23 protein-coding genes are annotated in these 24482 nt (G+C 52.6%); 22 read left to right on the top strand and 1 reads right to left on the bottom strand.

What is annotated here, in order from left to right; all coding sequences use genetic code 11:
- Positions 1-22: 22 nt before the first annotated feature.
- From C0977_RS05445 to C0977_RS05375, 15 genes are all read left to right on the top strand, one after another.
- A complete protein-coding gene (locus tag C0977_RS05445; protein WP_101912680.1) occupies positions 23-670 on the top strand; it encodes an HAD hydrolase-like protein in 648 nt (215 codons plus the stop codon).
- Positions 671-685: 15 nt separating this feature from the next.
- Entirely contained in the window at positions 686-3613 is a 2928-nt protein-coding gene (locus tag C0977_RS05440) for an insulinase family protein (protein ID WP_101912679.1), read from the top strand.
- A gap of 14 nt (positions 3614-3627) precedes the next feature.
- Positions 3628-4581 carry a tRNA glutamyl-Q(34) synthetase GluQRS gene (gene gluQRS, locus C0977_RS05435; RefSeq protein WP_036243235.1) on the top strand — a complete coding sequence of 318 codons (954 nt, stop codon included), beginning with the start codon at positions 3628-3630 and terminating at the stop codon, positions 4579-4581.
- A gap of 155 nt (positions 4582-4736) precedes the next feature.
- The gene (gene mraZ, locus C0977_RS05430) at positions 4737-5177 is read left to right on the top strand and encodes a division/cell wall cluster transcriptional repressor MraZ (RefSeq protein ID WP_101912678.1); all 441 of its coding nucleotides are present in this window, start codon (positions 4737-4739) and stop codon (positions 5175-5177) included.
- An 8-nt stretch (positions 5178-5185) separates the two neighbouring features.
- The gene (gene rsmH / locus C0977_RS05425) at positions 5186-6118 is read left to right on the top strand and encodes a 16S rRNA (cytosine(1402)-N(4))-methyltransferase RsmH (protein WP_101912677.1); all 933 of its coding nucleotides are present in this window, start codon (positions 5186-5188) and stop codon (positions 6116-6118) included.
- A gap of 42 nt (positions 6119-6160) precedes the next feature.
- Complete coding sequence (locus C0977_RS05420) at positions 6161-6541, top strand: septum formation initiator family protein (RefSeq protein WP_023054453.1); 381 nt, start codon at positions 6161-6163, stop codon at positions 6539-6541.
- A gap of 81 nt (positions 6542-6622) precedes the next feature.
- Positions 6623-8119 carry a UDP-N-acetylmuramoyl-L-alanyl-D-glutamate--2,6-diaminopimelate ligase gene (locus tag C0977_RS05415; RefSeq protein ID WP_101912676.1) on the top strand — a complete coding sequence of 499 codons (1497 nt, stop codon included), beginning with the start codon at positions 6623-6625 and terminating at the stop codon, positions 8117-8119.
- Positions 8120-8121: 2 nt separating this feature from the next.
- The gene (locus C0977_RS05410) at positions 8122-9489 is read left to right on the top strand and encodes a UDP-N-acetylmuramoyl-tripeptide--D-alanyl-D-alanine ligase (protein WP_101912675.1); all 1368 of its coding nucleotides are present in this window, start codon (positions 8122-8124) and stop codon (positions 9487-9489) included.
- 5 nt (positions 9490-9494) lie between these two features.
- On the top strand, positions 9495-10463 hold the full coding sequence (gene mraY, locus C0977_RS05405; protein ID WP_101912674.1) for a phospho-N-acetylmuramoyl-pentapeptide-transferase: 969 nt from the start codon (positions 9495-9497) through the stop codon (positions 10461-10463).
- A 27-nt stretch (positions 10464-10490) separates the two neighbouring features.
- On the top strand, positions 10491-11855 hold the full coding sequence (gene murD / locus C0977_RS05400) for a UDP-N-acetylmuramoyl-L-alanine--D-glutamate ligase (RefSeq protein ID WP_101912673.1): 1365 nt from the start codon (positions 10491-10493) through the stop codon (positions 11853-11855).
- Positions 11856-11891: 36 nt separating this feature from the next.
- On the top strand, positions 11892-13013 hold the full coding sequence (murG, locus tag C0977_RS05395; RefSeq protein ID WP_101912672.1) for an undecaprenyldiphospho-muramoylpentapeptide beta-N-acetylglucosaminyltransferase: 1122 nt from the start codon (positions 11892-11894) through the stop codon (positions 13011-13013).
- A 16-nt stretch (positions 13014-13029) separates the two neighbouring features.
- Entirely contained in the window at positions 13030-14421 is a 1392-nt protein-coding gene (gene murC / locus C0977_RS05390; RefSeq protein WP_101912733.1) for a UDP-N-acetylmuramate--L-alanine ligase, read from the top strand.
- The gene (locus C0977_RS05385; protein WP_101912671.1) at positions 14421-15359 is read left to right on the top strand and encodes a D-alanine--D-alanine ligase; all 939 of its coding nucleotides are present in this window, start codon (positions 14421-14423) and stop codon (positions 15357-15359) included. The genes murC and C0977_RS05385 overlap by 1 nt, the downstream gene beginning before the upstream one ends.
- Before the next feature lie 27 nt (positions 15360-15386).
- Entirely contained in the window at positions 15387-16325 is a 939-nt protein-coding gene (locus tag C0977_RS05380; protein WP_234987580.1) for a cell division protein FtsQ/DivIB, read from the top strand.
- A gap of 83 nt (positions 16326-16408) precedes the next feature.
- Positions 16409-16780 carry a NifB/NifX family molybdenum-iron cluster-binding protein gene (locus C0977_RS05375; protein ID WP_101912670.1) on the top strand — a complete coding sequence of 124 codons (372 nt, stop codon included), beginning with the start codon at positions 16409-16411 and terminating at the stop codon, positions 16778-16780.
- A 116-nt stretch (positions 16781-16896) separates the two neighbouring features.
- On the opposite strand, the gene C0977_RS05370 is transcribed toward C0977_RS05375, so the two are convergent.
- Positions 16897-17226, bottom strand: a complete 330-nt coding sequence (locus C0977_RS05370) for a hypothetical protein (protein WP_023054413.1) — start codon at positions 17224-17226, stop codon at positions 16897-16899.
- A 241-nt stretch (positions 17227-17467) separates the two neighbouring features.
- On the opposite strand from C0977_RS05370, the gene rpsO reads away from it, so the two are divergent.
- From rpsO to C0977_RS05335, 7 genes are all read left to right on the top strand, one after another.
- Complete coding sequence (gene rpsO, locus C0977_RS05365) at positions 17468-17734, top strand: 30S ribosomal protein S15 (protein ID WP_023054448.1); 267 nt, start codon at positions 17468-17470, stop codon at positions 17732-17734.
- A 79-nt stretch (positions 17735-17813) separates the two neighbouring features.
- Positions 17814-19952 carry a polyribonucleotide nucleotidyltransferase gene (locus tag C0977_RS05360; protein ID WP_101912669.1) on the top strand — a complete coding sequence of 713 codons (2139 nt, stop codon included), beginning with the start codon at positions 17814-17816 and terminating at the stop codon, positions 19950-19952.
- Between the two features lie 2 nt (positions 19953-19954).
- Entirely contained in the window at positions 19955-20401 is a 447-nt protein-coding gene (locus tag C0977_RS05355) for a deoxyuridine 5'-triphosphate nucleotidohydrolase (protein WP_101912731.1), read from the top strand.
- A 67-nt stretch (positions 20402-20468) separates the two neighbouring features.
- Entirely contained in the window at positions 20469-21014 is a 546-nt protein-coding gene (locus C0977_RS05350) for an NUDIX hydrolase (protein WP_023054475.1), read from the top strand.
- Between the two features lie 12 nt (positions 21015-21026).
- Complete coding sequence (locus C0977_RS05345) at positions 21027-22205, top strand: phosphopentomutase (RefSeq protein WP_101912668.1); 1179 nt, start codon at positions 21027-21029, stop codon at positions 22203-22205.
- Positions 22206-22211: 6 nt separating this feature from the next.
- Positions 22212-23522: a thymidine phosphorylase gene (locus C0977_RS05340; protein WP_101912667.1), complete on the top strand. Its 1311-nt coding sequence runs from the start codon at positions 22212-22214 to the stop codon at positions 23520-23522.
- 12 nt (positions 23523-23534) lie between these two features.
- On the top strand, positions 23535-24392 hold the full coding sequence (locus C0977_RS05335) for an SDR family oxidoreductase (RefSeq protein WP_101912666.1): 858 nt from the start codon (positions 23535-23537) through the stop codon (positions 24390-24392).
- Positions 24393-24482: the final 90 nt, after the last annotated feature.

The following is a 24482-nucleotide window of genomic DNA, read 5'->3' as shown; positions in this document are numbered from 1 at the left end:
AGAGAGAAGATGGGAGGAACTCATGTATAGACATATTCTGTTCGATTTGGACGGAACGCTGACGGATTCTCAGGAAGGCATTATCAAATCCGTCGCATATGCCCTGGAAAAGCAAGGGGAAGCAACGGCGGGAAGATTGGAACAGCAGGTTATCATCGGACCGCCGCTGATGCTGACTTTTTTGGATACCTTCGGATTTTCACCAGAAAAAGCCCAGGCTACGTATGCCTTTTTTCAAGAACGTTACGGCACGATCGGCAAGTTTGAAAACAGGCCGTTTGCGGGAATTATTCACATGCTTCGGCAATTGCAGTCGGCCGGCAGCAAGGCCTATGTGGCCACGTCAAAACCGCAGGTGCATGCGGAGGCGATTTGTGAGAAGTTCGGCTTATCTCCGTATTTGACTGAAATTGCCGGCAGTGTTCTCGGCGGGACGGAAGATAAGGCTGTTGTTATTGATCGCGTGTTGCGGCATATCGGCAGCGGCGCTGCCGATAGCGCCGTTATGGTCGGTGATCGGAAATATGATGTCATCGGCGCCAGAAAAACGGGCATTCCCGTTATTTATGCCGCTTTCGGCTATGGCAATGAAGCGGAACGGCAGGAATTTCCGGCCGATTATACGGTGAACAGTGTCGCAGAACTGACGGCGCTCCTCCTACACAGTTAAGCAAAGAGGTGTTTTATGGAACAAACATTGAAATGTAATGAAGTATACAACGGCTTTCGCGTCCACCGAGCGGAAGCGGTAACGGAATTGAACAGTTATGCCTATGAAATGGAACATTTGCAGTCCGGCGCCAGGCTTCTGTACCTGGCAAACGATGACGATAATAAGGTATTCTCCGTTTCGTTCCGGACGACGCCGCAGAACAGCACCGGCGTTCCCCATATTTGTGAACATTCGACGCTGTGCGGCTCGCGGAAATTTCCGCTGAAAGAACCGTTTGTCGAGTTGGTCAAAGGATCGTTGAACACGTTTCTGAACGCCATGACTTTCCCCGATAAAACGATGTATCCTGTTGCCAGTCGCAATGATCGGGATTTTCGAAATTTGATGGATGTTTATCTGGATGCCGTCTTTTTTCCGAATATGCTTCATGACGAACAGATCCTGATGCAGGAAGGCTGGCATTATGAAATGGCGACGCCGGAAGAGCCGTTGACATACTGCGGCGTTGTATATAATGAAATGAAAGGCGTGTTCTCTTCGCCTGACGCTCAATTGGAGCGGCGGATCATGGAAAATCTTTTTCCCGATACGACGTATGGCGTCGAATCGGGCGGTGATCCCGATGTCATTCCTACGTTGACGCAGTCGGCTTTTACAGCTTTCCATAAACGATATTACCATCCGAGCAACAGTTATATTTTCTTGTACGGCAATATGGATATTGACGCTACGCTGTCTTTTATTGACAGCGAATATTTGAGCCGGTTTACGGCGACGGCCGTTCATTCGGAAATCGGCCGGCAGCCGTCTCGTTCTCCGCTCGTCAAGTCCTATGCTTACGGCATCGCTTCCGAGGAAAAGACGGCACAAAAAACGTTGCACAGCTTGACCTATGTCATCGACGACGCCCTGGATCCGACGTTGGGCCTGGCAATGAAGGTGCTGACCTATGTCTTTCTGCTTTCGCCGGCGGCGCCGCTGAAAAAGGCTCTCGTCGATGCCGGCGTCGGAAAGGATATTTCCGGTGATTTCCAGGACGGCCTTTTGCAGCCGTTGTGGGGGATAACAGTCAACGGATCGGAGCCGGAAATGGCCGGCGAGATACTACCGGTCGTACGCCGCGTATTACAGGACAGTGTTGAACGGGGCATCGATAAGGTGTTGCTGACAGGCGCCTTGAACCGTATTGAATTTTCCTTGCGTGAAGCCGATTTCGCCGGTCGTCCGAAAGGTCTCATTTACGGTATCCGCTGTATGGATACTTGGCTTTATGACGGCGATCCGCTTGCCGCGCTCCACTACGAAGAGGCGTTGAGAGTACTTCGTGCAGGTATTGAAAACGGTTATTATGAAGATATTATCAAAAAATATATCTTAGATAATTCCTATTATGCGCTTATTTCACTGGTGCCGGAAAAAGGATTGGCGGAACGGCGGGACAAGGCGTTGGCCGAAAAGCTTGCAGCTTACAAAGCGTCGCTGTCGGCAGCGGAAATCGCCGCTATCGTAGCGGCGACGCGGGCGTTGAAAGAGAAGCAGGGAACGCCCGATACGCCGGAAGCGCTGCTTTCCATTCCGACTTTGGCGCGGCAAGACCTGAAAAAAGAAGCGGAATGCGTCGACTTTACCGTGACTGCTGCCGCCGGTGTTTCTCTTTGCCACGTACCCGATGTGACGAACGGCATTTCTTATGTTGAAGCCTGCTTTGATTTACGGGGCTTGTCGGAAGAAGAAATTTCTTATGTGTACCTCCTCAGCGACTTGCTTGGCGATATGGACACGACGGCGCACGAGTACGGTGAATTGGCGTCGCTTATCGATTTATATACAGGCGGTATCAGTTATGGCGTAGAAGCCTTTTCCAAGCAAGACAGTCCGGACGAATACGTTCCCGTTTTTCGGATAAAGGCCAAAAGCTTGGACACTCATGTCGATAAATTGATTGATTTACTGCGTGAAATTTCCTTGCAAACTGTCTTTACCAACGCCGCTCGTCTTGCGGAATTGATCGAAGAGACGAAAACGGGGTGGGATATGGATGCTTTCAGCCGCGGGCAGACGTTGGTCATGCACCGCTTGTTATCCTACGTTTCGGCGGCAGAAGGCTTTGCCGACGCCGGCGAGTTGTCTTATTACGCTTTTGTCAGTAAAATAGCCGCTTCTATTCGTGAAGATGGCGGTGTCACGGCAGCGGCGTTGGCGGCCGTTTTGAAAAAGATCATTGTACGTTCCCGCATGACTGTAGCCGTTACCGGTGACGTTGCCGCAGAAAAACGGGTACGGCGTCTGCTGCCGCAGTGGACGGACGCCATGGAAGAGGGAGAAGCCGGCGGCAGCACATGTTCCTTTGACAGGACGGTTAAAAATGAAGGGATTATGACGAGCGGCACCGTCCAATATGTGGCAAAAGGGGGGAATTTCCGCAAGCACGGCTTTTCGTATACAGGGGTCATGTTGGTCCTGAGTACGATTTTGCAATACGAATATTTGTGGACGAAAATCCGCGTACAAGGCGGTGCATACGGTGCTTTTACACGTTTTTACCGCAACGGCAATATGGTCTTTTGCTCTTATCGGGATCCCAATCTCGGCAACAGTCTGCAGGCCTATGATGATTTGGCCGATTACTTGCAGCAATTCGACGTTTCCGACAGGGAGATGACGAAGTACGTTATCGGTACGCTGAGCCGCGTCGATACGCCGCTGACGCCGGCGTTGCGAACTGCCAAAGCTCTTTCGCGCCATTACAGCGGCGTTACGAAAGAGTGGGCGCAGCAGATACGGGATCAGCTCCTGGCGGCGACGGCGGCCGATATCCGCGCCTTGGCTCCGCTCGTTCGTGCCGTCATGCAGGATAATCAACTCTGCGTTCTGGGCAGCGAGACTAAGATTCGGGAGGACGCGTCGTTGTTCAAGAATCTTATATCTCTGCCGAATTGATGACTGCCGGGATCATGCGCGGCAGATTTGCTCCCAGCCCGACGGGATATCTCCATTTGGGCAATGTTTGGACGGCCTTTCTTTGCTGGCTTCAAGTTCGTCAACAGGGGGGCAAACTGATTTTACGCATAGAAGATAACGATGAACAGCGATCCAAAGAATTGTTTCGCCAGGCGTTTCTGGAAGACCTGACATGGCTGGGGCTGTTATGGGACGAAGGACCGGATACGGGCGGACCGGCCGGTCCGTATACGCAGCAGGAACGGTACGCTGTCTACGCGGCAGCGCTTCGGCAGCTGCAGGAAAGGGGCTTGCTTTACCCGTGCTATTGCACGCGGGCGCGTCTGCAGTCTATCGGCGCGCCTCATCCGGGCGAGCAGTATCTCTATGACGGTCACTGCCGCCAGATGAGCCTGGCGGAGCGCCGGCAGATGACGCGGACCCCGTCGCTGCGGATCCGTGTGCCTGCCGCCGAGATCGTTTTCAATGACGGTGTTTTCGGCAGGAAAAACGCTTTTTTGCCGGCTACTTGCGGCGATTTTATTGTACGTCGCAGTGACGGCATGTATGCTTACCAATTGGCGGTTTCGGTAGATGATGCGTTGATGGGCGTTACCCACGTGCTGCGCGGCGCGGATTTGCTGGCATCGACGGCGCAGCAGATTTGGCTGATACGGCTCTTAGGTTATGAAGCGCCTGCATATACGCATGTTCCCTTGTTGGTCGACAGCGACGGTCATCGGTTGTCAAAACGACAGAACGGCATCACCGTGCGTTACTTGCGCGAGCAGGGGATTGACAGCGATACGTTATTGTCCTATTTGGCCTGGCGAGGGCATCTGTTGCCGGATCGCAGGCGCTATTCTCTGACAGAACTGAAAAAAAGGTGCGATCTGCAAAAGCTTACGGCCGAAAATATTGTTATTCATAAAAATTTAGAAAATTATTTATCTTTGTTTTTTCCTTAAAACTACAAGATATAGTACCGACAGAAAGGTTGCTGCATAAAAGCGGTAACCTTTCTTTTTTTATCCCGATTTTCACGAAATATCTTCATTGTCATTTTGTGTGGAAATGTGGTAGAATGTGGTGAAAAGTGAAACGAAAAGGAGGTGACGGCAACATGTTTATGGGAGAATATTCACATTCTATCGATACGAAAGGCCGCGTGATCATGCCGGCTAAATTTCGCGAAGAACTGGGCCTGTCATTTGTCGTCACCCGCGGCTTGGAAGGCTGTCTCTCCGTTTATACGAAGGAGGCTTGGGAACAGTTGGCGCAGGCGATGAAAAAATTGCAGGCTTCAAAAGAAAATGTTCGCGCCTTTAAACGTTTCGTTTTCGGCAGCGCCGCAGAAGTCGAGTTCGACAAGCAGGGGCGCATACTGCTTCCCGGCGCGCTGCGTGATTATGCCAAGCTGAGTAAGGATGTAGTTGTCCTGGGGACGGGTGACAAGATCGAAATCTGGAGCAAGGCCGCTTATGAAGAATATGCGGCAAAAACCGTTCCGGCCATGGAAGAGATAGCGGAAAGTCTTGACGGCCTGTTGGATATAGATTTCTAGGAGGGCTCATGGATTTTCATCATATCAGCGTCTTGCGCGAAGAAACAATCGAACATCTTATCGGTGACCGCGACGGCGTTTATGTTGATTGCACGTTGGGCGGCGGCGGGCACAGCTGCGCATTGGCAGAGCGGTTGTCCGAGAAGGCGACGCTGATCGGGTTGGATCAGGACGAAGCCGCCATCGCTGCCGCTGGCAAACGGTTGGCCGCTGCCAAATGCCGGTTTATTCCGGTACGGCGTAATTTTTCTCACTTCCGTGAAGTCATGGATGAATTGGGAATTGCTGCCGTTGACGGCGTCATGTTCGACCTGGGGGTGTCCAGCTATCAGTTGGATGTGCCGGAGAGAGGGTTTTCTTATCAACATGACGGGCCTCTTGACATGCGCATGGATCGAGGCGCCGATATCAGCGCTTACGATATCGTAAACGGATACAGTGAAGAGGCGCTTTATCGAATTATCAGGGAATACGGCGAAGAACGCTGGGCGAAGCGGATCGCGCAGTTCATCGCGGCGGCGCGGCAAGAAGGACCTATTGAACGAACCGGCGATTTGGTGCGGATTATCAAAAAGGCTGTTCCGGCAGGGGCCCGTAAAGACGGTCCTCATCCGGCCAAGCGTACCTTTCAGGCTGTTCGCATTGAAGTAAACGGCGAGCTCAAGATCTTGCGCGCAGCCGTCGAAGCCGCTTCGGAACGGTTGAAACCGGGCGGTAAGCTGTGTGTGATCACGTTCCATTCGCTGGAAGACAGAATTGTCAAAGAAACGCTGAAACTGCTGGCAACGGACTGTATCTGTCCGCCAGACTTGCCTGTCTGTACCTGCGGACATAAAGCAACGATGAAGGTAAACCGCAAGCCCATTGTGCCGGGAGAAGCGGAATTGGCGTCCAATCCGCGGGCACGGAGTGCGAAATTGCGGACAGCAGTCCGCTTGTGATAAATATAGTTTTTTGTCGATTACTGGGGATGTGTTGAACAAATGTTGGCCAGAAAAGCAGGGTATATACCGTATGAGGAAAATAGAGGGCTTCCTTCATCACGGCGCGTAGCGGAAAGAAAACATTTCAGCAGAGTGATTGCACAAACCCTGTTTATTGTTTTTCTTTGCGCCTTCTTTCTGCTTCTTAATGTTGCTCTAGCAAAGGCGCGGATCGATTACGGATATACGCTGATGCAGGAAAAAAGGCAGATACAGAAACTGCAGCAGGAAAATGATGATTTAAAGGTGGATATTGCACGCATGGAGTCGCCGGAACGAATATATAAAATAGCGACCGGCGATTTGGGAATGGTCGTACCGTCAGCCGTTCTGTACAGTCAGAATCGCCGTCAGACGGACAATACCGCCGCAACGATATAGAAGTGCAAGAGCAGTCTTAATGCTGGTTAAGACTGCTATTGTTGTTTGTATTAGCATGACTGCATAAGGGGAGGAATAAGGATGAAAACAGTAGAAGAATTAAGTCGTCAAATAAAAGGGATCTATAATGTAGATGGCAATGTAAAGACCGAGATTAGCGGTATTTCCGCCGATTCTCGTGAAATAGAAGCAGGGTATTTGTTCGTCTGCATTGCAGGCGTTCATGTTGACGGCGCTAAATTTGCCGCGCAAGCCGTTGAAAAGGGAGCCGTTGCCGTGCTGACGGCGAAGCACCTGGATCTGCCTGACCGCGTCGTACAGTTGATGGTTCCCGATATTCACCATGCGCTGGAAGACATCGTTCCTTATTTTTATGATTATCCCGGCAAAAAAATGCGCATGATCGGCGTAACCGGCACGAACGGTAAAACGACGACAAGCCATATTATTGCGCACATTTTGCGTGCCGCCGGCCATCATGTCGGCGTTCTCGGCACGATTCACGCGCTCATCGATGATGAAGAACTGCCGATTCATAATACGACGCCGGATGTAGTGGAATTACAACATTTCCTGCATCTGATGGCGGAGCGCGGCATAACGCATGTTGTAATGGAAGTATCAAGTCACGCGCTGGAATTAAATCGCGTTGCCGGAATCGAATTTGATACGGCGGTTTTCACGAATTTGACGCAAGATCATTTAGATTTTCACAAGACGTTTGAAAACTACGTTGCCGCTAAAGCCAAATTGTTTCAAGGGCTGACGGCGGGCGATACGGTCAAAGGCAATAAGACGGCTGTCGTCAATGTAGACGATCCGTACGCCAAAGATATTCTGGCCGCCTGCCGCGGCAACGTGCTGACGTACGGCGTGGAACAGGAAGCGGACTTACGGGGATCTTCGTTGCAGGTGGAATTGAAGAAATCATCGTTCCATGTTTCCGGTCCCTTCGGTTCCGTTGATCTGCAGATGCATATTACCGGGCTGTTCAATGTGTACAACACGTTGGCGGCTATCGGCGCCGCCCATGCCGAAGGCGTCGACACGGCGACGATCGATCAGGCCATTCAGACGTTCCGTTCCGTTCCGGGGCGGTTCGAACTCGTTGAAGCGGGACAGGATTTTGCCATCGTCGTCGACTATTCCCATACGCCGGACAGTTTGGAAAAAGCGTTGACAACGGCACGGGCCATGCATCCGAACCGGATTATTTCCGTCTTTGGCTGCGGCGGTGACCGGGATCGTACGAAACGGCCCATTATGGGACGCATTGGAGCTGCGGAATCGGATATCCCCATTGTAACCTCCGATAATCCACGGTCGGAAGATCCGGACGCCATTGTTGCCGAAGTGGCGGCAGGCGTGAAGCAGGGACTCAGAGAAGGGCAAACGTATGAAGTGATTGTCGACCGCCGCCGGGCTATCACGCGGGCTGTTGAAATAGCCGGGGCCGGTGATATCATCGTTATTGCCGGCAAGGGGCATGAAACGTATCAGATTTTGAAAGATAAGACGATCCATTTTGATGATCGGGAAGTTGCAAGAGAAGCGGTTCAACAGTTGAAAGGAAGATAAGTATGGCGGCCTTTACGATTGCCGAAGTAATTGAAGCTACCGGCGCCAGACTTCTGCGCCGAGGAAACCGTGAGAACGCGTTCAGCAGTATCGATACCGATACGCGCACGCTTTCACCGGGATCACTTTTTGTCGCGTTGCAGGGCGATACGTTTGACGGTCATCGTTTTATTGCTGCAGCCCTTGAAGGCGGTGCGGCCGGTGTTCTCGTTGCCAGGGAAACGGAAAAATACGGCGATTGTACGGTTTTTTTGGTCACCGATACCTTGAAGGCCTATCAGGATCTGGCCCGCTTTCATCGGCGTCGTTTCGCAATCCCCGTCATTGCCGTTACAGGCTCCGTCGGCAAGACCTCGACGCGGAGTATTATTGCCACGGTACTGGCGCAGAAGTATAATGTATTGCAGACGGAGAAAAATTTTAACAATGAAATCGGATTGCCGAAGACCTTGCTGAACCTGACAGAAGATCACGGCGTTTGTGTCGTGGAAATGGGCATGCGCGGCTTGGGACAGATTGCCGAGTTGGCGGCGATTGCCGAACCGACGATCGGCGTCGTCACCAATGTCGGCAAGAGTCATATCGAGCTTTTGGGATCACAGGAAAATATCGCCAAAGCCAAAGCGGAGCTTGTCGCCGCTTTGCCATCTGACGGCGTGGCCGTTCTCAATCAGGACGATCGCTATGTTGCCGCCATGGCCGATATCTGTCGCGCCAAGAGCGTCACTTACGGCGTCTTGAGTAATGCCGTGATCCGAGGCTGCCGCATTGAGGCAAATGAAAAAGGACTCCGCTTCAGCTGCCGTTGTTTTGATTTGATGTTTGATATAACGATGCCCGTCATCGGCAAGTATACGGTTTATAACGCTTTGGCCGCCGTCGCTGTCGGACGGGTTTTGGGCTTGAGCGAGCACCAAATGCGTAAAGGATTAAGCGAATATGGCGGCGTGCCGATGCGCTTGGAATTAGTGCGGCTTGATCCGTACACCTTTATCAACGATGCTTATAACGCCAATCCCGCTTCCATGAGCGAAGCCGTTTCCACGCTTGCCTCGCTGACGACGGGACGGAAGATCGCCGTCCTTGGCGGCATGTTGGAATTAGGCGGCTGGACGGAACGGGAACATCGGACTGTCGGCAGGCAAATAGCCGCTGCGTCGATTGATGCCCTTATTGTCTTGGGCGATGAAGCCGCTTTTATTGCCGATGAAGCCAAAAAGGAAGGAATGGTCAATGTCTGGATTACGGCAAATCACGACGAAGCCGCAGCCATGCTGAAGTCGGTATTACTGCCGGGAGATACGGTTTTGCTTAAAGGATCCCGCGGCTTTGCCATGGAAAAGATATTGACGTATTTTGAAAGGAAGTAATGTGAATGTTAAGTACCCTCATCATGGGATTTGTTGTCAGCCTTGTTATCGGCTTGGCCTTGGGGCCGATCGTGATCAGAGAATTGAAAAAATTTCGCGCCCGGCAATCGGAACGGGAAGAGGGGCCGGAAAGCCATAAATACAAAGCGGGAACACCGACGATGGGTGGTATTCTCATATTAGTTGCAGTCATCGTTTCCTGTCTGCTCTTCAACCCTTTTGAACTGCGTAAGGACTTGGCTCTGCTGCTGACCTTCGGGCACGGTATCATCGGTTTTCTCGATGACGGCATTAAAACCGTCAAGCGCCGCAATTTGGGCCTGACGGCAAAGCAAAAATTGTGCGGTCAGTTCATACTGGCGGCTGTTTTTTGTCTCGTACTGAACGTGTATTTGGAATTTCCGACAACGCTCTGGATTCCTGTCGCCAATTGGACGGTTGATTTGGGGTTCTTCTACTATATCTTTGTTTTCTTCATGATCGTCGGTACCAGCAACGCCGTGAATCTGACGGACGGATTGGATGGTTTGGCGGCCGGTTCCTGCGCGATTACGTCTGTGGCGTACGTGGTCATTGCATTGGCCCTCGGTTACGGTAATTTTGCCGTTTTCTGCGCTGCATTAACCGGTGCTTGTCTGGGATTTCTCTTTTATAATCAGCACCCGGCCAAAATGTTTATGGGAGATACGGGCTCATTGGCCCTGGGCGGCGCCTTGGCGGCCATGGCGATCTTAACCAAGACCGAACTGTTGTTGGTTGTTGCCGGCGCCCTGTATGTGCTGGAAGCACTGTCCGTCATTATACAGGTAGTTTCGTTTAAGACACGGGGCGTACGCGTCTTCAAGATGAGCCCCATTCATCATCACTTTGAATTGTCCGGTTGGAGCGAAGTAAAGGTTGTGACGGTCTTCTGGAGCTTTTCGGCGCTGATGGCCATTATAGCTATCCTTATCGTCTTAGCGGGAGATCGTTAATTATTTTTTTATAAAGCAGGTGCAGTCATGAGTATAATGGATTTTTCAGGAAAAAAAATATTGGTAATCGGCGCCGGTATCAGCGGCAGGGCGGCAGCTTCCGTTTTGGCCGCGCACGGTGGCAAGGTAACGCTGAACGATATGAAAGCGATTGATGCGGCCGATGAACGGTGGCGGCCTTTACGGCAGGCCGGCGTGACGCTGCTTTTCGGCATACAGGACGCGTCTCTGTTGGACGGTGTCGACATTCTCGTACCGTCGCCGGCCATTTCTCCTGAAATACCCATTATGAGAGAAGCTGTGCGGCGGCAGATTCCCATTTGGAGTGAAGTGGAGGTAGCCGTTCGGGTGACGGACGCCGAGATACTCGGTATTACCGGCACCAATGGAAAGACGACGACGACGACGTTGGTCGGAGAGATCATGAAGGCCTGCGGCAGGCAAACCGTTGTCGGCGGCAATATCGGTGTCGGCTTATCGGAACAGGCTGCCGATTTACCGGCTGATGCCGTCGTCGTTGCCGAGTTGTCCAGTTTTCAGTTGGAATTTACCCAGACAATGAAAGCCAAAGCCGCCGTTATCTTGAACCTTACGCCGGATCATCTCGACCGCCATCACACGATGGAAGCCTACGGTGCGGCCAAGAAGCGGATCTTTCGCAATCAGGACCGGACGGACTTGGCGGTGCTGAACTATGACGACCCGTTGGTGCGCGGCATGGCTGGCGATATGACGGGAAACGTTGTGTACATATCGACACAAGGCCCCGTTCCGGCAGGCGCTTTTGCGGAGAAGGGGCAGCTTATTTTCCGCGAAGATGGTATCGACACGGTCATTTGCCGTGAAGATGAACTGAAGCTTTTCGGCAAACATAATATTCAGAATTGCCTGGCGGCGCTGCTTTTGGCCCATGCCGGCGGCGCGTCTTTCGCCGTTATCCGGCAAGTGCTGAAAACGTTTAACGGCGTCGAACATCGTTTGGAATGGGTGCGCACGCTGAACGGTGTATCCTATTACAACGACTCGAAGGGAACGAATACGGACGCTTCAATCAAGGCGCTTGAAGCTTTTCCGGGACATTTGATTCTTATTGCCGGCGGCTATGATAAAATGACGCCCCTCGATGCTTTCATGTCGTTGGCGGCGGTGAAAGTGGATGTATTGATCCTGATCGGGCAGGCTGCGGAACGTTTCCGCATTGCCGCTGAAAAAGCGGGTGTTAATGATATCCGTTGTGTCGGAGATTCGATGGAAAAAGCGATCATGACGGCGCGGAAGATAGCGAAGAAGCCGCAGGCCGTACTCTTATCGCCGGCTTGCTCCAGTTTTGATATGTATGATAATTATGAACAGAGAGGCCGCATCTTTAAAGGTATTGTCAACGGTCTGTAAGAACGATAAAATCTGTGCTGATAAGGAGGACGTGTTATGGGCCGTGTCATTCTTTCCGGCGGCGGAACGGGAGGCCATATTTATCCGGCAATCACGATCGCCAGAGCAATAGCCGATATAGAGCCGACGGAATTTTTATACGTAGGTTCGAAAACAGGACTGGAAAATACATTGATACCGAAAGAAGGGTTTCCCTTCGTGACCCTCGACGTGCGGGGGTTGGAGCGGAGAATTTCGTTGCGCAACGTCGTTACTGTAGGAAAGACGACGGGAAGCGTTTTCAAGGCTGCCAGAATCATACAAAAATTTAAGCCTGACGTCGTTATCGGAACGGGCGGTTTCGTTTGCGGTCCCGTTTTATTGGCGGCGAGTTTAAGCGGTGTTCCGACGTTGGTCCAGGAACAAAATGTCATTCCCGGTGTGACGAATATGATTTTAAGCAAATTTGCCAATCGCGTAGCCTTGGGTTACAAGGAGGCGATGCAGCGGTTTAAGAAAAAGGACGTGCTGGTTTATACCGGTAATCCTGTCCGCAAAGATGTGTTGACCGTATCAAAGGAGCAGGGACAGGCGCTTTTGGGCCTGGATCCTTGTAAGTTTACGCTTCTCGTCGCCGGCGGCAGCCGCGGCGCGCGCAGCATCAATACGGCGATGATTGAAGTGCATCAATATTTCAGAAATGATAAAGATATACAGATTCTGCATGTCACAGGAGATCATGAATACGATCGAGTCGTCAAACAGCTGGACGGTATCGACGGCAAAGGGAATTATGGCGAAGGAAGCCATATTATTCCGTACTTGCATCATATGCCGGAAGCCTTGGCAGCGGCCGATCTGGCCGTTTATCGCGCCGGTGCCGTCGGCTTGGCGGAATTGACAGTACGCGGTTTGCCTGCTATACTCATCCCCTACCCCTATGCCGCAGAAGATCATCAGCGCTATAACGCGCAGGCCTTGGTCCTGAACGGGGCGGCGAAAATGATTTTGGACAAGATGCTGACGGGGCGGGAATTACTGGAAGAAATCAGACGTCTGAAGGATGATCCGCGGAATTTGAAGGCGATGGCGGCGGCGAGCAAAGCCATGGGACGTCCGCAGGCGGCGGAAGATATTGCGAAATTGGCGCTGTCCATTGCCAGGAACAGCAAACGTTAGAAAAGGGTGCATGATCATGATCAATCTCAATTCGGTAAAGCGTGTACATTTCATCGGTATCGCCGGTGTCGGCATGCAGGCGATTGCCAATATATTTATTGATAAAGGCTACAGCGTTTCCGGTTCCGATATGAAAGCGACGGCAGTAACGGAAAATTTCGCCGCCCGCGGCGCGCGCATCTGTATCGGACAAAGAGCCGAAAATCTCGGTGACGCTGAAGTCGTCGTTATTTCTTCGGCAATCCGCGAGACGAATGAAGAGTTGAAGGCGGCGCGGGAACAGGGAATTCCCGTCATTCATCGCGCCGATGCCCTGGTACATATCATGAGTTGGGGCAAGGCAATCGCCGTTGCCGGCGCTCACGGGAAAACGACGACGTCGTCCATGTTGGGGCAGGTTTTTTATGAAAACAATACGGATCCGACCCTGGTCATTGGCGGGGAAGTGGATTATCTGCACAGTAATTCTGTCTTGGGGCATGGCCGGTATGTAATTGCCGAAGCCGACGAAAGCGACGGTTCTTTTTTGAAAGAATCTCCGTATATTGCCGTCGTCACCAACATTGACGCCGATCATATGGATTACTACGGGTCTATTGAAAATGTCGTCGCTGCGTTTAAACAATTTATCCAGCTCCTTGATAAAGAAGAAGGGGCGGCCGTTCTTTGTGTGGAAAATGAGCATATTCGCGACTTGCTGCCAACATTGGAACGCCGCTGTATTACGTACGGCATTGAGCACGAGGCCGACTATCAGGCAACGAATGTCTTTTATCACGACGGCTTGCTGACTTTTACCGTACTCCACGACGGCGCCGCTCTCGGCGATGTGACCCTTGCCGTTCCTGGCCGTCACAATATTCTGAATGCCCTGGCAACGATAGCGACGGCGTTGTACTGCGGTCTTGCCTTTACGGATATCGTCACGGCGCTGTCGCATTTTCACGGAGCCAGACGCCGTTTTCAGACGAAAGGGCATGTCAACGGCGTTTGGGTCGTCGATGACTACGCTCACCATCCGACGGAAATTAACGCTACCCTGACGGCGGCTCGGGACATGGGGACACATCGTGTTGTCTGTCTCTTTCAGCCCCATCGCTATACGCGGACAAAATTGTTGGCAAAAGAATACGGCCGATCATTTGTTTGCGCCGATAAATTGATCATTACCGATGTATACAGTGCCGGTGAAGATCCCATTCCGGGAGTCAGCGGCAAACTGATTGTCGATATGGTGCAGAAACTGTCGCATCAGGACGTTCTGTACATTCCGACTAAAGAAGCGGTCTTGGCTTATTTGGAAGAACATGCGCAGCCGCAGGATCTGGTTATCACCATGGGTGCCGGCGATATTTATACAGTCGGTGAGCAATATGTCGCCGCAGCGGGAAAGAAGGTGCAGTGGTAATGGAAATAACGAAGGATAAACGTATTGCCGTTGTCGTCGGCGGGCCGTCAACGGAAGCTGACGTCTCACGGCGCACCGGCGCGGCAATTGCCGCGGCCCTGACAACCCGGGGGTATCGGGCCGAAATTATCGAACTGGTGCCGGAAAAGTTTGCGCAGACCCTGTCGGCAGGGACGTTCGACGTCGTTTTCAATGCGCTTCACGGTCGTTATGGCGAAGATGGCGTTCTCCAGGGCCTGTGTGAAATGATGGGCATGCCTTATACGGGGCCCGGCGTCATGGCAAGCGCCGCCGGTATGAATAAGGTAATCAGCAAGTGCGCCTTTCAAGGCGCCGGGATTCCGACAGCCCCATTTGCCTATTATTTTTCATTACAACCCTTTGATTCCATCATAGCGGATATCGGTCGAACCTTTTCCTTGCCTGTCGTCATTAAATCGGCGGCGCAGGGATCCAGCATCGGCACGGTCATTGTCAATGAGACAGGCGCGTTGCGGCCGGCGTTGGAAGAGGCCTTCCGGTATGGCACATCCATCATTGTCGAAGCTTTTATCGACGGAGATGAGTTTACGGTGGCCGTTATGGATGATACGGCTTTTCCCGTGATCCAGATCGTTTCCAGTACGGGAAAATATGATTATTACTCAAAATACACACCGGGCGTTTCGACGCATTTGTGTCCGGCGCCGATCGGCGATGCCATGACGAAGAAAATGCAGGACACGGCTTTGGACGTGTTCCATTTGCTTCATTGCAGCGGTGTTTCCCGCGTCGATATGATGACAGATAAAGAGGGAAATCTCTTTGTCCTGGAAATCAATACCGTACCGGGGATGACGGCTACCAGCCTCGTTCCCGATGCAGCGAGAGCGATGGGCGTATCCTTTGAGGAACTATGTGAAAAAATTTTGCTCGAAGCTGCAACGGGGAAATTTTAATATACTACGTCTGCGTGCAGGGACTTTATGATGACGAAAGAAAAATTTATACCTCCGGAAGGGGAAACAACTTTATATGACGATGTGAACCGTCCGGGTGCAGATGAAACCGGACGGTTCAGACGCTTTGACGCAGATGCGCAAGCCGTATATACCGTCGATGACGACGGGCAGTCGCCTATGTCGACAGAAGCGCTGCAGCGCATTGCCAGACGAAAAGCGAAGAATCTGCAGAAGAAGCAGCGACAGCAACAGCGCCGCCTGCGGCGGCGACGGCGGCTGCGCGTGTTCGCGGCTGTTTGCGGCGTCTTTTTCCTGTGGCTCATCTTGCGTCTGGCGCCGGTTCCTTTCGGCGCCGTCATCGTCGACGGCAATGAAACGATGTCCTTTGCCGAAGTGTATCGGGCCGCCGGCGTTGGCGAACCGGTCAATACGGTTAAGTTGTCGGTAAGCGATATGGCTGCCCGGCTGCGCAAGGACCTGCGTGTCGGCGACGTCAAGATTACGCGTGAATTTCCCGCCGTTATTCATATTGACATGAAAGAAAGAAAAGCGGCAGCCGTTTTGACGACGATGTACGGTTTTGCCGCCGTTGATGCGACGGGAACGGTCATTGCCGTTGAGCCGCAGATCAAAGGATTTTCGGCGCCCCTGATGACGGGAAAGAAGATTGATACGCTGTTGTTGGGCGACGTTATCGGCGAGCCGGAGATCGTCAACGCCATACAGTATCTCCAAGCCTTGTCACCGGAGGTGACGGAAGAAATCGTGGAGATCAATGTAGGCAATCCGGCCGATATTATTGCCTATACGAAAGATTCCGTTTCCATCCATTTAGGAACGGGGGACAATCCGGTTGAACGGGCGGCGCTCACGATGGAACTGCTTCAGGAAGTAACGGATAATAAGCTGTCCGTCCAATATATTAATGCCGATCCCGCGGCGCCTCTCGTCAAGACGAAATAATCTGTTGTCCGGCGCCGCAGATTGGCGGCATCGGATTTTCTGAAAGCACGACCGGCAGCGTGTTTAGAAAGGAGCGGTAAGAAATGAAAATAGCGGTTACCTACGATCAGGAACAAATATTTCCCCATTTCGGCAAATCGGAAGCCTTTAAACTGTACGATATAGCCGACGGTGTCATCCTTGCGGCGAGCGTCGTCGGTACAGACGGTCAGGGGCACGGCGCCTTGGCGGGATTTTTGCGGTCCCATGCCGTCGACGCCGTGATTTGCGGCGGTATCGGCGAAGGCGCGCAACAGGCGTTGCAAGATGCCGGCATCACTTGCTATAACGGCAACAGCGGCAGCTGTGATGCGGCGGTGCAGAAGCTTCTGGACGGCCAACTGGCTGCAAATGATCGGCAGGCCCTGTGCCGACACCATGAGCATACGGACGGCCACGGCTGCCGCCATGACTGATGATAACGGCATGAACCCGTCTTCCGTTTTTTTCGGAGACGGGTTCTTTGGTTTTACGTCGGTTGTCGTTTTAAGGGGGATTTCTTCTTGAGAACCGTGAAGTGATGCGCCCCCTTTCAGTGCGGCAGGCCGGGGAATGCCGTTACGAAGCGGATCGTCAGATCGGGAAAATAATCGACAAATTGAATGGTGAAGTTTTCTCCGCTGCTGACGAATTGCCATTCTCCCAAGCGATGGGGAAATGCTGAAACGGCTTTGACGTTCAGGTCGGGGAAGGCGTCGACTGTCTTCACTTTGAGGTCGCCGCCATGACTGACGATTCGGACCTTGCCGGCCAGTCGAATGCCGTTCCAGCAGCCGTCAGGCCCGATATGAGCGGCAGCGGCGGCCGGCAGGGAAATGACGATGAGCAGGGCGGCGATAATTCCCGTGGCTTTTTTCATCATCAGACCTCCTTTTTTCTTTAGTATACCATTGCAGATGCGGGGCGGATAATGCCGTATAGTCATTTGCGCGGCGGGCGGCGAAGTAAATTTTTTTGACGGAAAGACGGTGATGGTCGCTCATTTCTTTACATCGTCAGTCGTCTAGTGTATAATAACTACTGTCATACAGATGCCGGGTGTCTCGAAATCTCCGACGATCACGCAGCATTTTGTGTATTTTTATTTACAGGAGGAATGAACAATGTTAAACGTAGAAGAAAAGAAAGAAATTATTGCCAAATATGGCGCCAATGAAAATGATACGGGTTCTCCGGAAGTACAGATCGCTTTGTTGACAAGCCGTATCGTTTATCTGACGGAACATCTTCGTAGCCACAAGAAGGATCATGCATCCCGCCGCGGTTTGCTCAAGCTCGTCGGCCAACGCCGCAACTTGCTCGGCTATTTACAGAAACATGACTTGGATCGTTATCGTGCAATTATTGAAAAGCTGAACCTGCGTAAATAATCGCACCCATCAGGCTGATGTATACGCATCAGCCTTTTTTTTAAGAACAGCTTGAGGAATGGTTGAAGGAGGAAATGGAATGGAACAGGTTTTCCAAATGGATTTTGCCGGTCGGCCGCTGCGCGTTGAAGTCGGCAAATTGGCCAAGCAGGCCAGCGGCGCCGCTTTGGTGCGATATGGCGATACGGCCGTATTCGTTACGGCTACGGGCTCGAAAGAAGCGAAAGAAGGGACGGATTTTTTCCCGCTTACCGTAGATTATGAAGAAAAAATGTATGCTGTCGGCAAGATTCCCGGCGGCTTCATCAAGCGCGAAGCCAAACCGCCGGAATCGGCGACGCTTTTTGCCCGTCTCATCGACCGGCCCATTCGTCCCCTTTTTCCGAAAACATATCGCCACGAAGTTCATGTCGTAGCCTATGATTTTTGTGTCGATCATGATAATGCGCCGGAAATTGCCGCGCTGATCGGCGCCTCTGTTTCGCTTTGCATGTCGCACATTCCTTTTGCCGGACCGATTGCCGGCGTGCGTGTCGGCCGCATTGACGGTCAATTCGTCATTAATCCGACAGTGGCGCAGAGCGAAGCCAGTGATATGGATATCGTCGTTGCCGGCACGAAAGATGCGATCCTCATGGTCGAAGGCGGTGCTAAACAGGTGCCGGAAGCCGATATTCTTGACGCGATCATGGTTGCTCATGAAGAAATTAAAAAGGTCGTTGCGTTCCAGCTTTCGTTCCTTGAATCCATCAGTACGCCTAAACAGGAGTTCGTGGAAGCCGAAGTGCCGGCCGATATTGTGGAAGCCGTGCATGCCTATGGCGAAGCGGCCATGAAAGGCGCTATTTGCGACGCAGATAAAATGGCTCGCGAAGAAAAGATGAATACCGTCGAAGCCGATATTTATGAACACTTTGCCGATATCTACCCGGAAAATATGGAAGATGTGGCGGCAGTAACCCAGAAGATGATCAAGGAGATCGTCCGGCACATGATCGCCGTCGATAAGATTCGCCCCGACGGCCGCCAGGTCAATGAAGTTCGCCCAGTCAGTTGTGAAGTCGGCCTCTTTACGCGCACTCATGGCACCGGCCTGTTTACACGGGGCCAGACGCAGGTCATGAGTTTTGCGACGTTGGCGCCCCTTTCGGAAGCGCAGCACATTGACGGTGTTGGAATGGAAACGGAACGGCGCTATATGCACCATTATAATTTTCCGTCCTTCTGTGTCGGTGAAACGAAATCGTCGCGCGGTCCCGGACGTCGTGAGATCGGTCACGGCAAACTGGCGGAACGGGCCTTGACGCAGGTTATGCCGAGTGAAGCCGATTTTCCCTATGCCATTCGTGTCGTATCGGAAGTTCTTGAATCGAACGGTTCCAGCTCTATGGGCAGCGTCTGCGGCAGCACGCTGGCGCTGATGGATGCAGGTGTGCCGATTGAAGCGCCTGTCGCCGGAGTGGCGATGGGGCTCGTTACCAAAGATGATGATTTTACGATTTTGACGGATATTCAGGGAATGGAAGACGCTCTCGGCGATATGGACTTCAAGGTTGCCGGCACGAAAAAAGGGGTAACGGCCATTCAGATGGATATCAAGATTAAGGGCCTCAGCCGTGAGATCCTCGACAAGGCGTTGCAGCAAGCCCATGAAGGCCGTCTCTTTATCATGGATAAGATGTTGGAAGCTATCAGCGAACCGCGTCCGGAACTGTCTCCCTATGCGCCGCGGATTATTACGATTCAGATTGATCCCGATAAGATTCGTGACGTTATCGGGCCCGGCGGCAAAGTGATTAAGAAGATTACGGAAGAAACGGGAGCTAAGATCGATATTGACGATTCAGGCCTCGTTTCCATCGCCTCTGTCGAAGCCGCCGGCGGCGACAGGGCGAAAGAATGGATCGAGCAGCTGACGAAGGACGTCGAAGTCGGCGAAACTTATGTCGGTAAAGTTACGCGTCTCATGAATTTTGGCGCTTTTGTCGAAGTGCTGCCGGGTAAGGAAGGGCTCGTCCACATTTCGCAGCTGGCGAAGGAACGGGTGGAAAAAGTGGAAGACGTCGTTCATATCGGTGATGAGATCATGGTTAAGTGCGTTGAAATTGATGCGCAAGGGCGTGTCAACCTTTCCCGCAAGGTCCTCCTCGGCGGCGGCGACGCGGAATATAAAGCGCGTCCGAAGCACGGTCATCACGATAAGGGGCAGAAACGATGAGCATGAAAGAACGGGGCTTCGAAATTGTTTCCGCCTATGCCGCTGCAGGCGTCACCTTGCCGCAGCGTAAGACGGCGGCCAGTGCCGGCTATGATTTGGCGGCTGCTGCTGCTGTCGATCTGGCGCCACACGCCGTTACCGTCGTGCCGACGGGGGTAAAGGCGTATATGGCAAGGGATGAATACCTTTCCATTTTCATCCGCTCCAGTCTGGCCTTTAAAAAAGGACTTATGCTGGCGAACAGTACGGGTATCGTGGACAGCGATTACTATAATAACCCCGATAATGAAGGGCACATCATGATTGCCTATTATAATACGGCAGATACGGTCTACCATATCGAAAAAGGGGAACGTATCGGGCAGGGCATTTTTATGAAATATCTGCTGACCGATATGGATGAGGCTGTCGGTCAGCGAACCGGCGGTATCGGCAGTACGGGGAAATAATGGATAAAAAAGACGCCTGGCAGTATAATACTGCTATAGGCGTCTTTTTTTTTAGGAGGATGTTACGATGAGTATCAGCACAGAGACTTTAATCGCAAGAAAAGAGATCATGAAGGGCCGTGTCCTGCATGTCACGTTGGATACGGTCAGCATTAACGGCGGTGAACGGACGGCGACGCGCGAAGCCGTCTGGCATCACGGCGCCTGCGCCGTCTTACCGATCAGAGATGACGGAAAAATTATTTTTGTCCGGCAGTATCGTTATGCAACAGGCGTCGCCATGCTGGAGATTCCGGCCGGAAAGATCGAACGGGACGGGGAAGCGCCGGAACTTTGCGCAGCCCGTGAACTGGAAGAGGAAGCCGGTGTTACCGGCGAAATAACGCCTTTGGGATTTATCTATACGTCGCCCGGTTTTTGCAATGAAAAGTTGTATCTTTATGTTGCGCAAAACTTGAAAAAAGGGTCGCAGCACCTGGACGACGATGAATTTTTGAATATTGAAGTATATACGCCGCAAGAGGTGGAGACGATGATTGAAAGAAACGAAATCGTCGATGCCAAAACGTTGGCGGCTTTTGCCAAAGCGCGAAAATATCTGACTTTCCGATAGGAGGACTCACTGATGCGTTTTAAACGGATAATCGTCATCGTCATGGACAGCGTCGGCGCCGGCAGTGCGCCGGACGCGGCGGCTTTCGGCGACGTCGGAGCCGATACGCTCGGCCATATCGACGCTGCCGTACCTGGCGGTCTGAAACTGCCGCACTTGCGCCGCCTCGGCTTGGGGAAGATTGCGGCCATTCATCATGAAGACAGTCGGATTTGCGGCTCTTACGGCGTCATGGAAGAAATTTCGGCCGGCAAAGATACGACCAGCGGCCACTGGGAGTTTATGGGAAATCCTGTCGATACGCCGTTTCCTGTCTTCGAGAAAGCTTTTCCGCCGGACTTGCTGCGAGCCTTTAAAGAAAAGACGGGTTGTGACTATATAGGCAATGAAGTTGCTTCGGGAACGGAAATTATCGAACGTCTCGGGCCCGATCATTTTCGAACGAAGGCGCCCATCATCTATACATCGGCAGACAGCGTCTTTCAGATTGCGGCCCACACCGAGGTCATCCCGCTGGCGGAACTGTATCGGATCTGTGACCTTACGCGGCGTGAGGTTTGCATCGGGGCATACGAAGTCGGCCGGGTCATTGCCAGACCTTTTACCGGCCGCCAAGGGGCCTTTGTCCGAACCGGCGACCGTCGTGATTACAGCAGGATGCCGAAACGGAAAATGGTGTTTTCCTACTTGAAAGAAAAGGGCTATGACGTCGTCGGCGTCGGAAAAATAGGAGATATTTACGCTCACGTTGATTTGACGGAGACCTATCATACTGCCGATAACCATGAAGACATGACCGTTTTGACGAGGCAGTTGTCGGCGCATCGCAGGCGTGAAGGACTCTTTATGGCTAATTTTGTCGATTTTGACAGCCAGTTCGGCCATCGCCGTGATCCGGCCGGGTATGCCCGGTGTCTGGAAACCTTTGACGTCATGTTGGGAACCTTCTTGGCGCAAATGACGAGTGACGAATTATTGATCATTACTGCTGATCACGGCAATGATCCTACGTGGAAGGGCACTGATCATACGCGGGAGCGCGTGCCTCTCGTCGTTTACAGTCCGGCTCTGCAGGGCGGCGTCGATTTGGGAGTACGCAGTACCTATGCCGATTTGGGACAGACTGTTATGGAAAATTTCGCCGCCGGTGTCCTGCCTTTCGGAAAAAGTTTTTGGCATGAATTGAGGTGAACGGATATGTGGCCCATTGAATGCATTGAGCATAAACGGGATGGAAAGAAGCTGAGCAGCCGTGAAATCGAGCGCTTCATCAGGGACTATACAGCAGGCCGCGTCGCGGAGTATCAGGCAGCGGCCTGGTTGATGGCCGTTTATCTGAACGACATGGATGATGCGGAAACGACGGCGCTGACTTTAGCTATGGCGGCCTCGGGGCAGGAGCTTGATTTGTCTGCCATACCGGGGATTGTCGTCGATAAACATAGCACCGGCGGCATTGCCGACACGACGACGCTGATTGTCGCCCCGCTGGTGGCGGCCGCAGGCGTTCCCGTTGCCAAGATGAGCGGCCGCGGCCTGGGCTTTACTGGCGGCACAATTGATAAGCTTGAAGCCGTTCCCGGATTCCGGACAGAACTGAGTGAAGCGGAATTCTTTCATCAGGTCGCGACGATAGGGCTGGCCGTCATGGGGCAATCAAAAGACATCGCACCTGCCGACAAACTGCTGTATGCTCTGCGTGATGCGACGGGAACGGTAGAAAGTATCCCCCTTATCGCTTCGTCGATTATGAGTAAGAAAATCGCCGCCGGCGCCAAGGCTATCATCCTCGATGTCAAATACGGCCGCGGCGCTTTTATGAAGACGGCGGCAGACGCCGCTCGTTTGGCGGAAACGATGGTACGCATCGGCAGGCTGGCAGGACGCCGCACGGAAGCCGTGGTCACTTCGATGGAAGCGCCGTTAGGCACGGCAATCGGCAACAGCCTGGAAATCGATGAAGCCGTAGAAGCTTTGTCAGGCCGCGGCGGCAAGCGGTTGATGGCCGTCGTCAAGGCCTTAGGGACGCGCATGTTGCTGGCGGCGCAGTGCGTCTCGACGGAGCAGGAAGGACAGACGCTGCTGGCAGAAATGCTCCGTTCAGGTGCAGGACTGCGCAAGTTTGCCGAATTTATAGCGGCCCAAGGCGGCACGATCGACTGGCTCGGCCAAAAAGAACTGACGCGTTGTCATAATACGTACACCGTTTACAGTGATCAAGACGGTTTCCTGCAAGGCGTTGACGGCCTGTCGCTCGGGCAGTTGGCCATGGCACTCGGTGCCGGCCGTGCGAAAAAAGAAGACGCCATTGACCTGCATGTCGGCTTGCGTCTGCATAAAGAACTTGGCGATACTATCCTCAAGGGCGAGCCCTTAATAACGCTGTACGGGAAAGACGGGACGTCCTTGGACGAAGCGGCGCGACGCGGACGCAGGGCTCTTTCGATCAGCGCTGAAGCGGTTTCTGTGCCGCCGGTGATCAGCAGGTATATCAGCTGTGGCGAGTAGGGGGAGACGTACATGGAACGGACAGCGTTAACAGGCGTGACGGGGAAATTGGGGGCCATGGTGGCCCGCTGCCTTGGTGCGGAAGAAGGGCTTCGCTATTTGGCCAGACAGCCGCAGCGCGTAAGAAATGCCGGCGCGATACCCGTTTTGTCTTGCGCCTATGAAAATACGGAGCAAACGAGGCGGGCCTTACAAGGCGTTTCCGTCGTCTTAATGATTTCGGCGTCTGAAAGTCCGCAGCGCCTGCAGCAGCACTTCGTCTTTATCGATGCGGCTAAAAAAGCCGGTGTCCGCCACATCGTTTACACGTCTTTTTATGGTGCGGCGCCGACGGCGACGTTTACGTTGAGTCGTGATCATTGGCGGACGGAAGAATACTTGAAACGGAGCGGCCTTGCTTATACGATTGTGCGCGACAATTTCTATTTGGACTTTTTCATCGATCTCTGTCGGATGTACGGTGAAATCAAAGGCCCGGCCGGTGACGGCAAAACGTCATTCATTTTGCGTCAAGATGTGGCGGCTGTTCTCGCGGCGATCTTGAAGGAGCCGCAGCGTTGGGCCGATCAGACCTTGGAGCTGACAGGGGAAGAAGCCCTTTCGTTAGACGAAATCGCCAAGCAAGTCGGCCGTTTTCTCGGCGCCGATATTCCTTACATCAGGGAAACGGAAAGGGAAGCCTATGAATCGCGTAAGCGTTGGCCCGCCGAGCCTTGGCAGTATGCTGCGTGGGTCAGTACCTATACGGCCATGGCCTGCGGTGAACAAAGCGGCATTTCTGATGACGTGCGTCGCGTTCTCGGCCGCGCCCCTATGACATTGTCGCAATATTTGGTACAATGTAAGTCAGTCAACAGCGATGGAGAATAGCATCATCGTATGCTTAGTAAAGGGCGACGTTGTCGTCCTTTTTCCATGGAGAAAAAAGCGGCTTATGCCGGCGGTTGCAATACCTGGGGC

It is taken from the genome of Megasphaera vaginalis (ex Bordigoni et al. 2020), from assembly GCF_900240295.1.
GTDB lineage: Bacteria > Bacillota > Negativicutes > Veillonellales > Megasphaeraceae > Megasphaera > Megasphaera vaginalis.
This window is presented reverse-complemented; position numbering and strand designations above follow the sequence as displayed.

Coding starts and splice junctions, on each gene's coding strand:
- C0977_RS05445 (WP_101912680.1), top strand. CDS start 23: ATGTATAGACATATTCTGTTCGATTTGGACGGAACGCTGACGGATTCT.
- C0977_RS05440 (WP_101912679.1), top strand. CDS start 686: ATGGAACAAACATTGAAATGTAATGAAGTATACAACGGCTTTCGCGTC.
- gluQRS (WP_036243235.1), top strand. CDS start 3,628: ATGCGCGGCAGATTTGCTCCCAGCCCGACGGGATATCTCCATTTGGGC.
- mraZ (WP_101912678.1), top strand. CDS start 4,737: ATGTTTATGGGAGAATATTCACATTCTATCGATACGAAAGGCCGCGTG.
- rsmH (WP_101912677.1), top strand. CDS start 5,186: ATGGATTTTCATCATATCAGCGTCTTGCGCGAAGAAACAATCGAACAT.
- C0977_RS05420 (WP_023054453.1), top strand. CDS start 6,161: ATGTTGGCCAGAAAAGCAGGGTATATACCGTATGAGGAAAATAGAGGG.
- C0977_RS05415 (WP_101912676.1), top strand. CDS start 6,623: ATGAAAACAGTAGAAGAATTAAGTCGTCAAATAAAAGGGATCTATAAT.
- C0977_RS05410 (WP_101912675.1), top strand. CDS start 8,122: ATGGCGGCCTTTACGATTGCCGAAGTAATTGAAGCTACCGGCGCCAGA.
- mraY (WP_101912674.1), top strand. CDS start 9,495: ATGTTAAGTACCCTCATCATGGGATTTGTTGTCAGCCTTGTTATCGGC.
- murD (WP_101912673.1), top strand. CDS start 10,491: ATGAGTATAATGGATTTTTCAGGAAAAAAAATATTGGTAATCGGCGCC.
- murG (WP_101912672.1), top strand. CDS start 11,892: ATGGGCCGTGTCATTCTTTCCGGCGGCGGAACGGGAGGCCATATTTAT.
- murC (WP_101912733.1), top strand. CDS start 13,030: ATGATCAATCTCAATTCGGTAAAGCGTGTACATTTCATCGGTATCGCC.
- C0977_RS05385 (WP_101912671.1), top strand. CDS start 14,421: ATGGAAATAACGAAGGATAAACGTATTGCCGTTGTCGTCGGCGGGCCG.
- C0977_RS05380 (WP_234987580.1), top strand. CDS start 15,387: ATGATGACGAAAGAAAAATTTATACCTCCGGAAGGGGAAACAACTTTA.
- C0977_RS05375 (WP_101912670.1), top strand. CDS start 16,409: ATGAAAATAGCGGTTACCTACGATCAGGAACAAATATTTCCCCATTTC.
- C0977_RS05370 (WP_023054413.1), bottom strand. CDS start 17,226: ATGATGAAAAAAGCCACGGGAATTATCGCCGCCCTGCTCATCGTCATT.
- rpsO (WP_023054448.1), top strand. CDS start 17,468: ATGTTAAACGTAGAAGAAAAGAAAGAAATTATTGCCAAATATGGCGCC.
- C0977_RS05360 (WP_101912669.1), top strand. CDS start 17,814: ATGGAACAGGTTTTCCAAATGGATTTTGCCGGTCGGCCGCTGCGCGTT.
- C0977_RS05355 (WP_101912731.1), top strand. CDS start 19,955: ATGAAAGAACGGGGCTTCGAAATTGTTTCCGCCTATGCCGCTGCAGGC.
- C0977_RS05350 (WP_023054475.1), top strand. CDS start 20,469: ATGAGTATCAGCACAGAGACTTTAATCGCAAGAAAAGAGATCATGAAG.
- C0977_RS05345 (WP_101912668.1), top strand. CDS start 21,027: ATGCGTTTTAAACGGATAATCGTCATCGTCATGGACAGCGTCGGCGCC.
- C0977_RS05340 (WP_101912667.1), top strand. CDS start 22,212: ATGTGGCCCATTGAATGCATTGAGCATAAACGGGATGGAAAGAAGCTG.
- C0977_RS05335 (WP_101912666.1), top strand. CDS start 23,535: ATGGAACGGACAGCGTTAACAGGCGTGACGGGGAAATTGGGGGCCATG.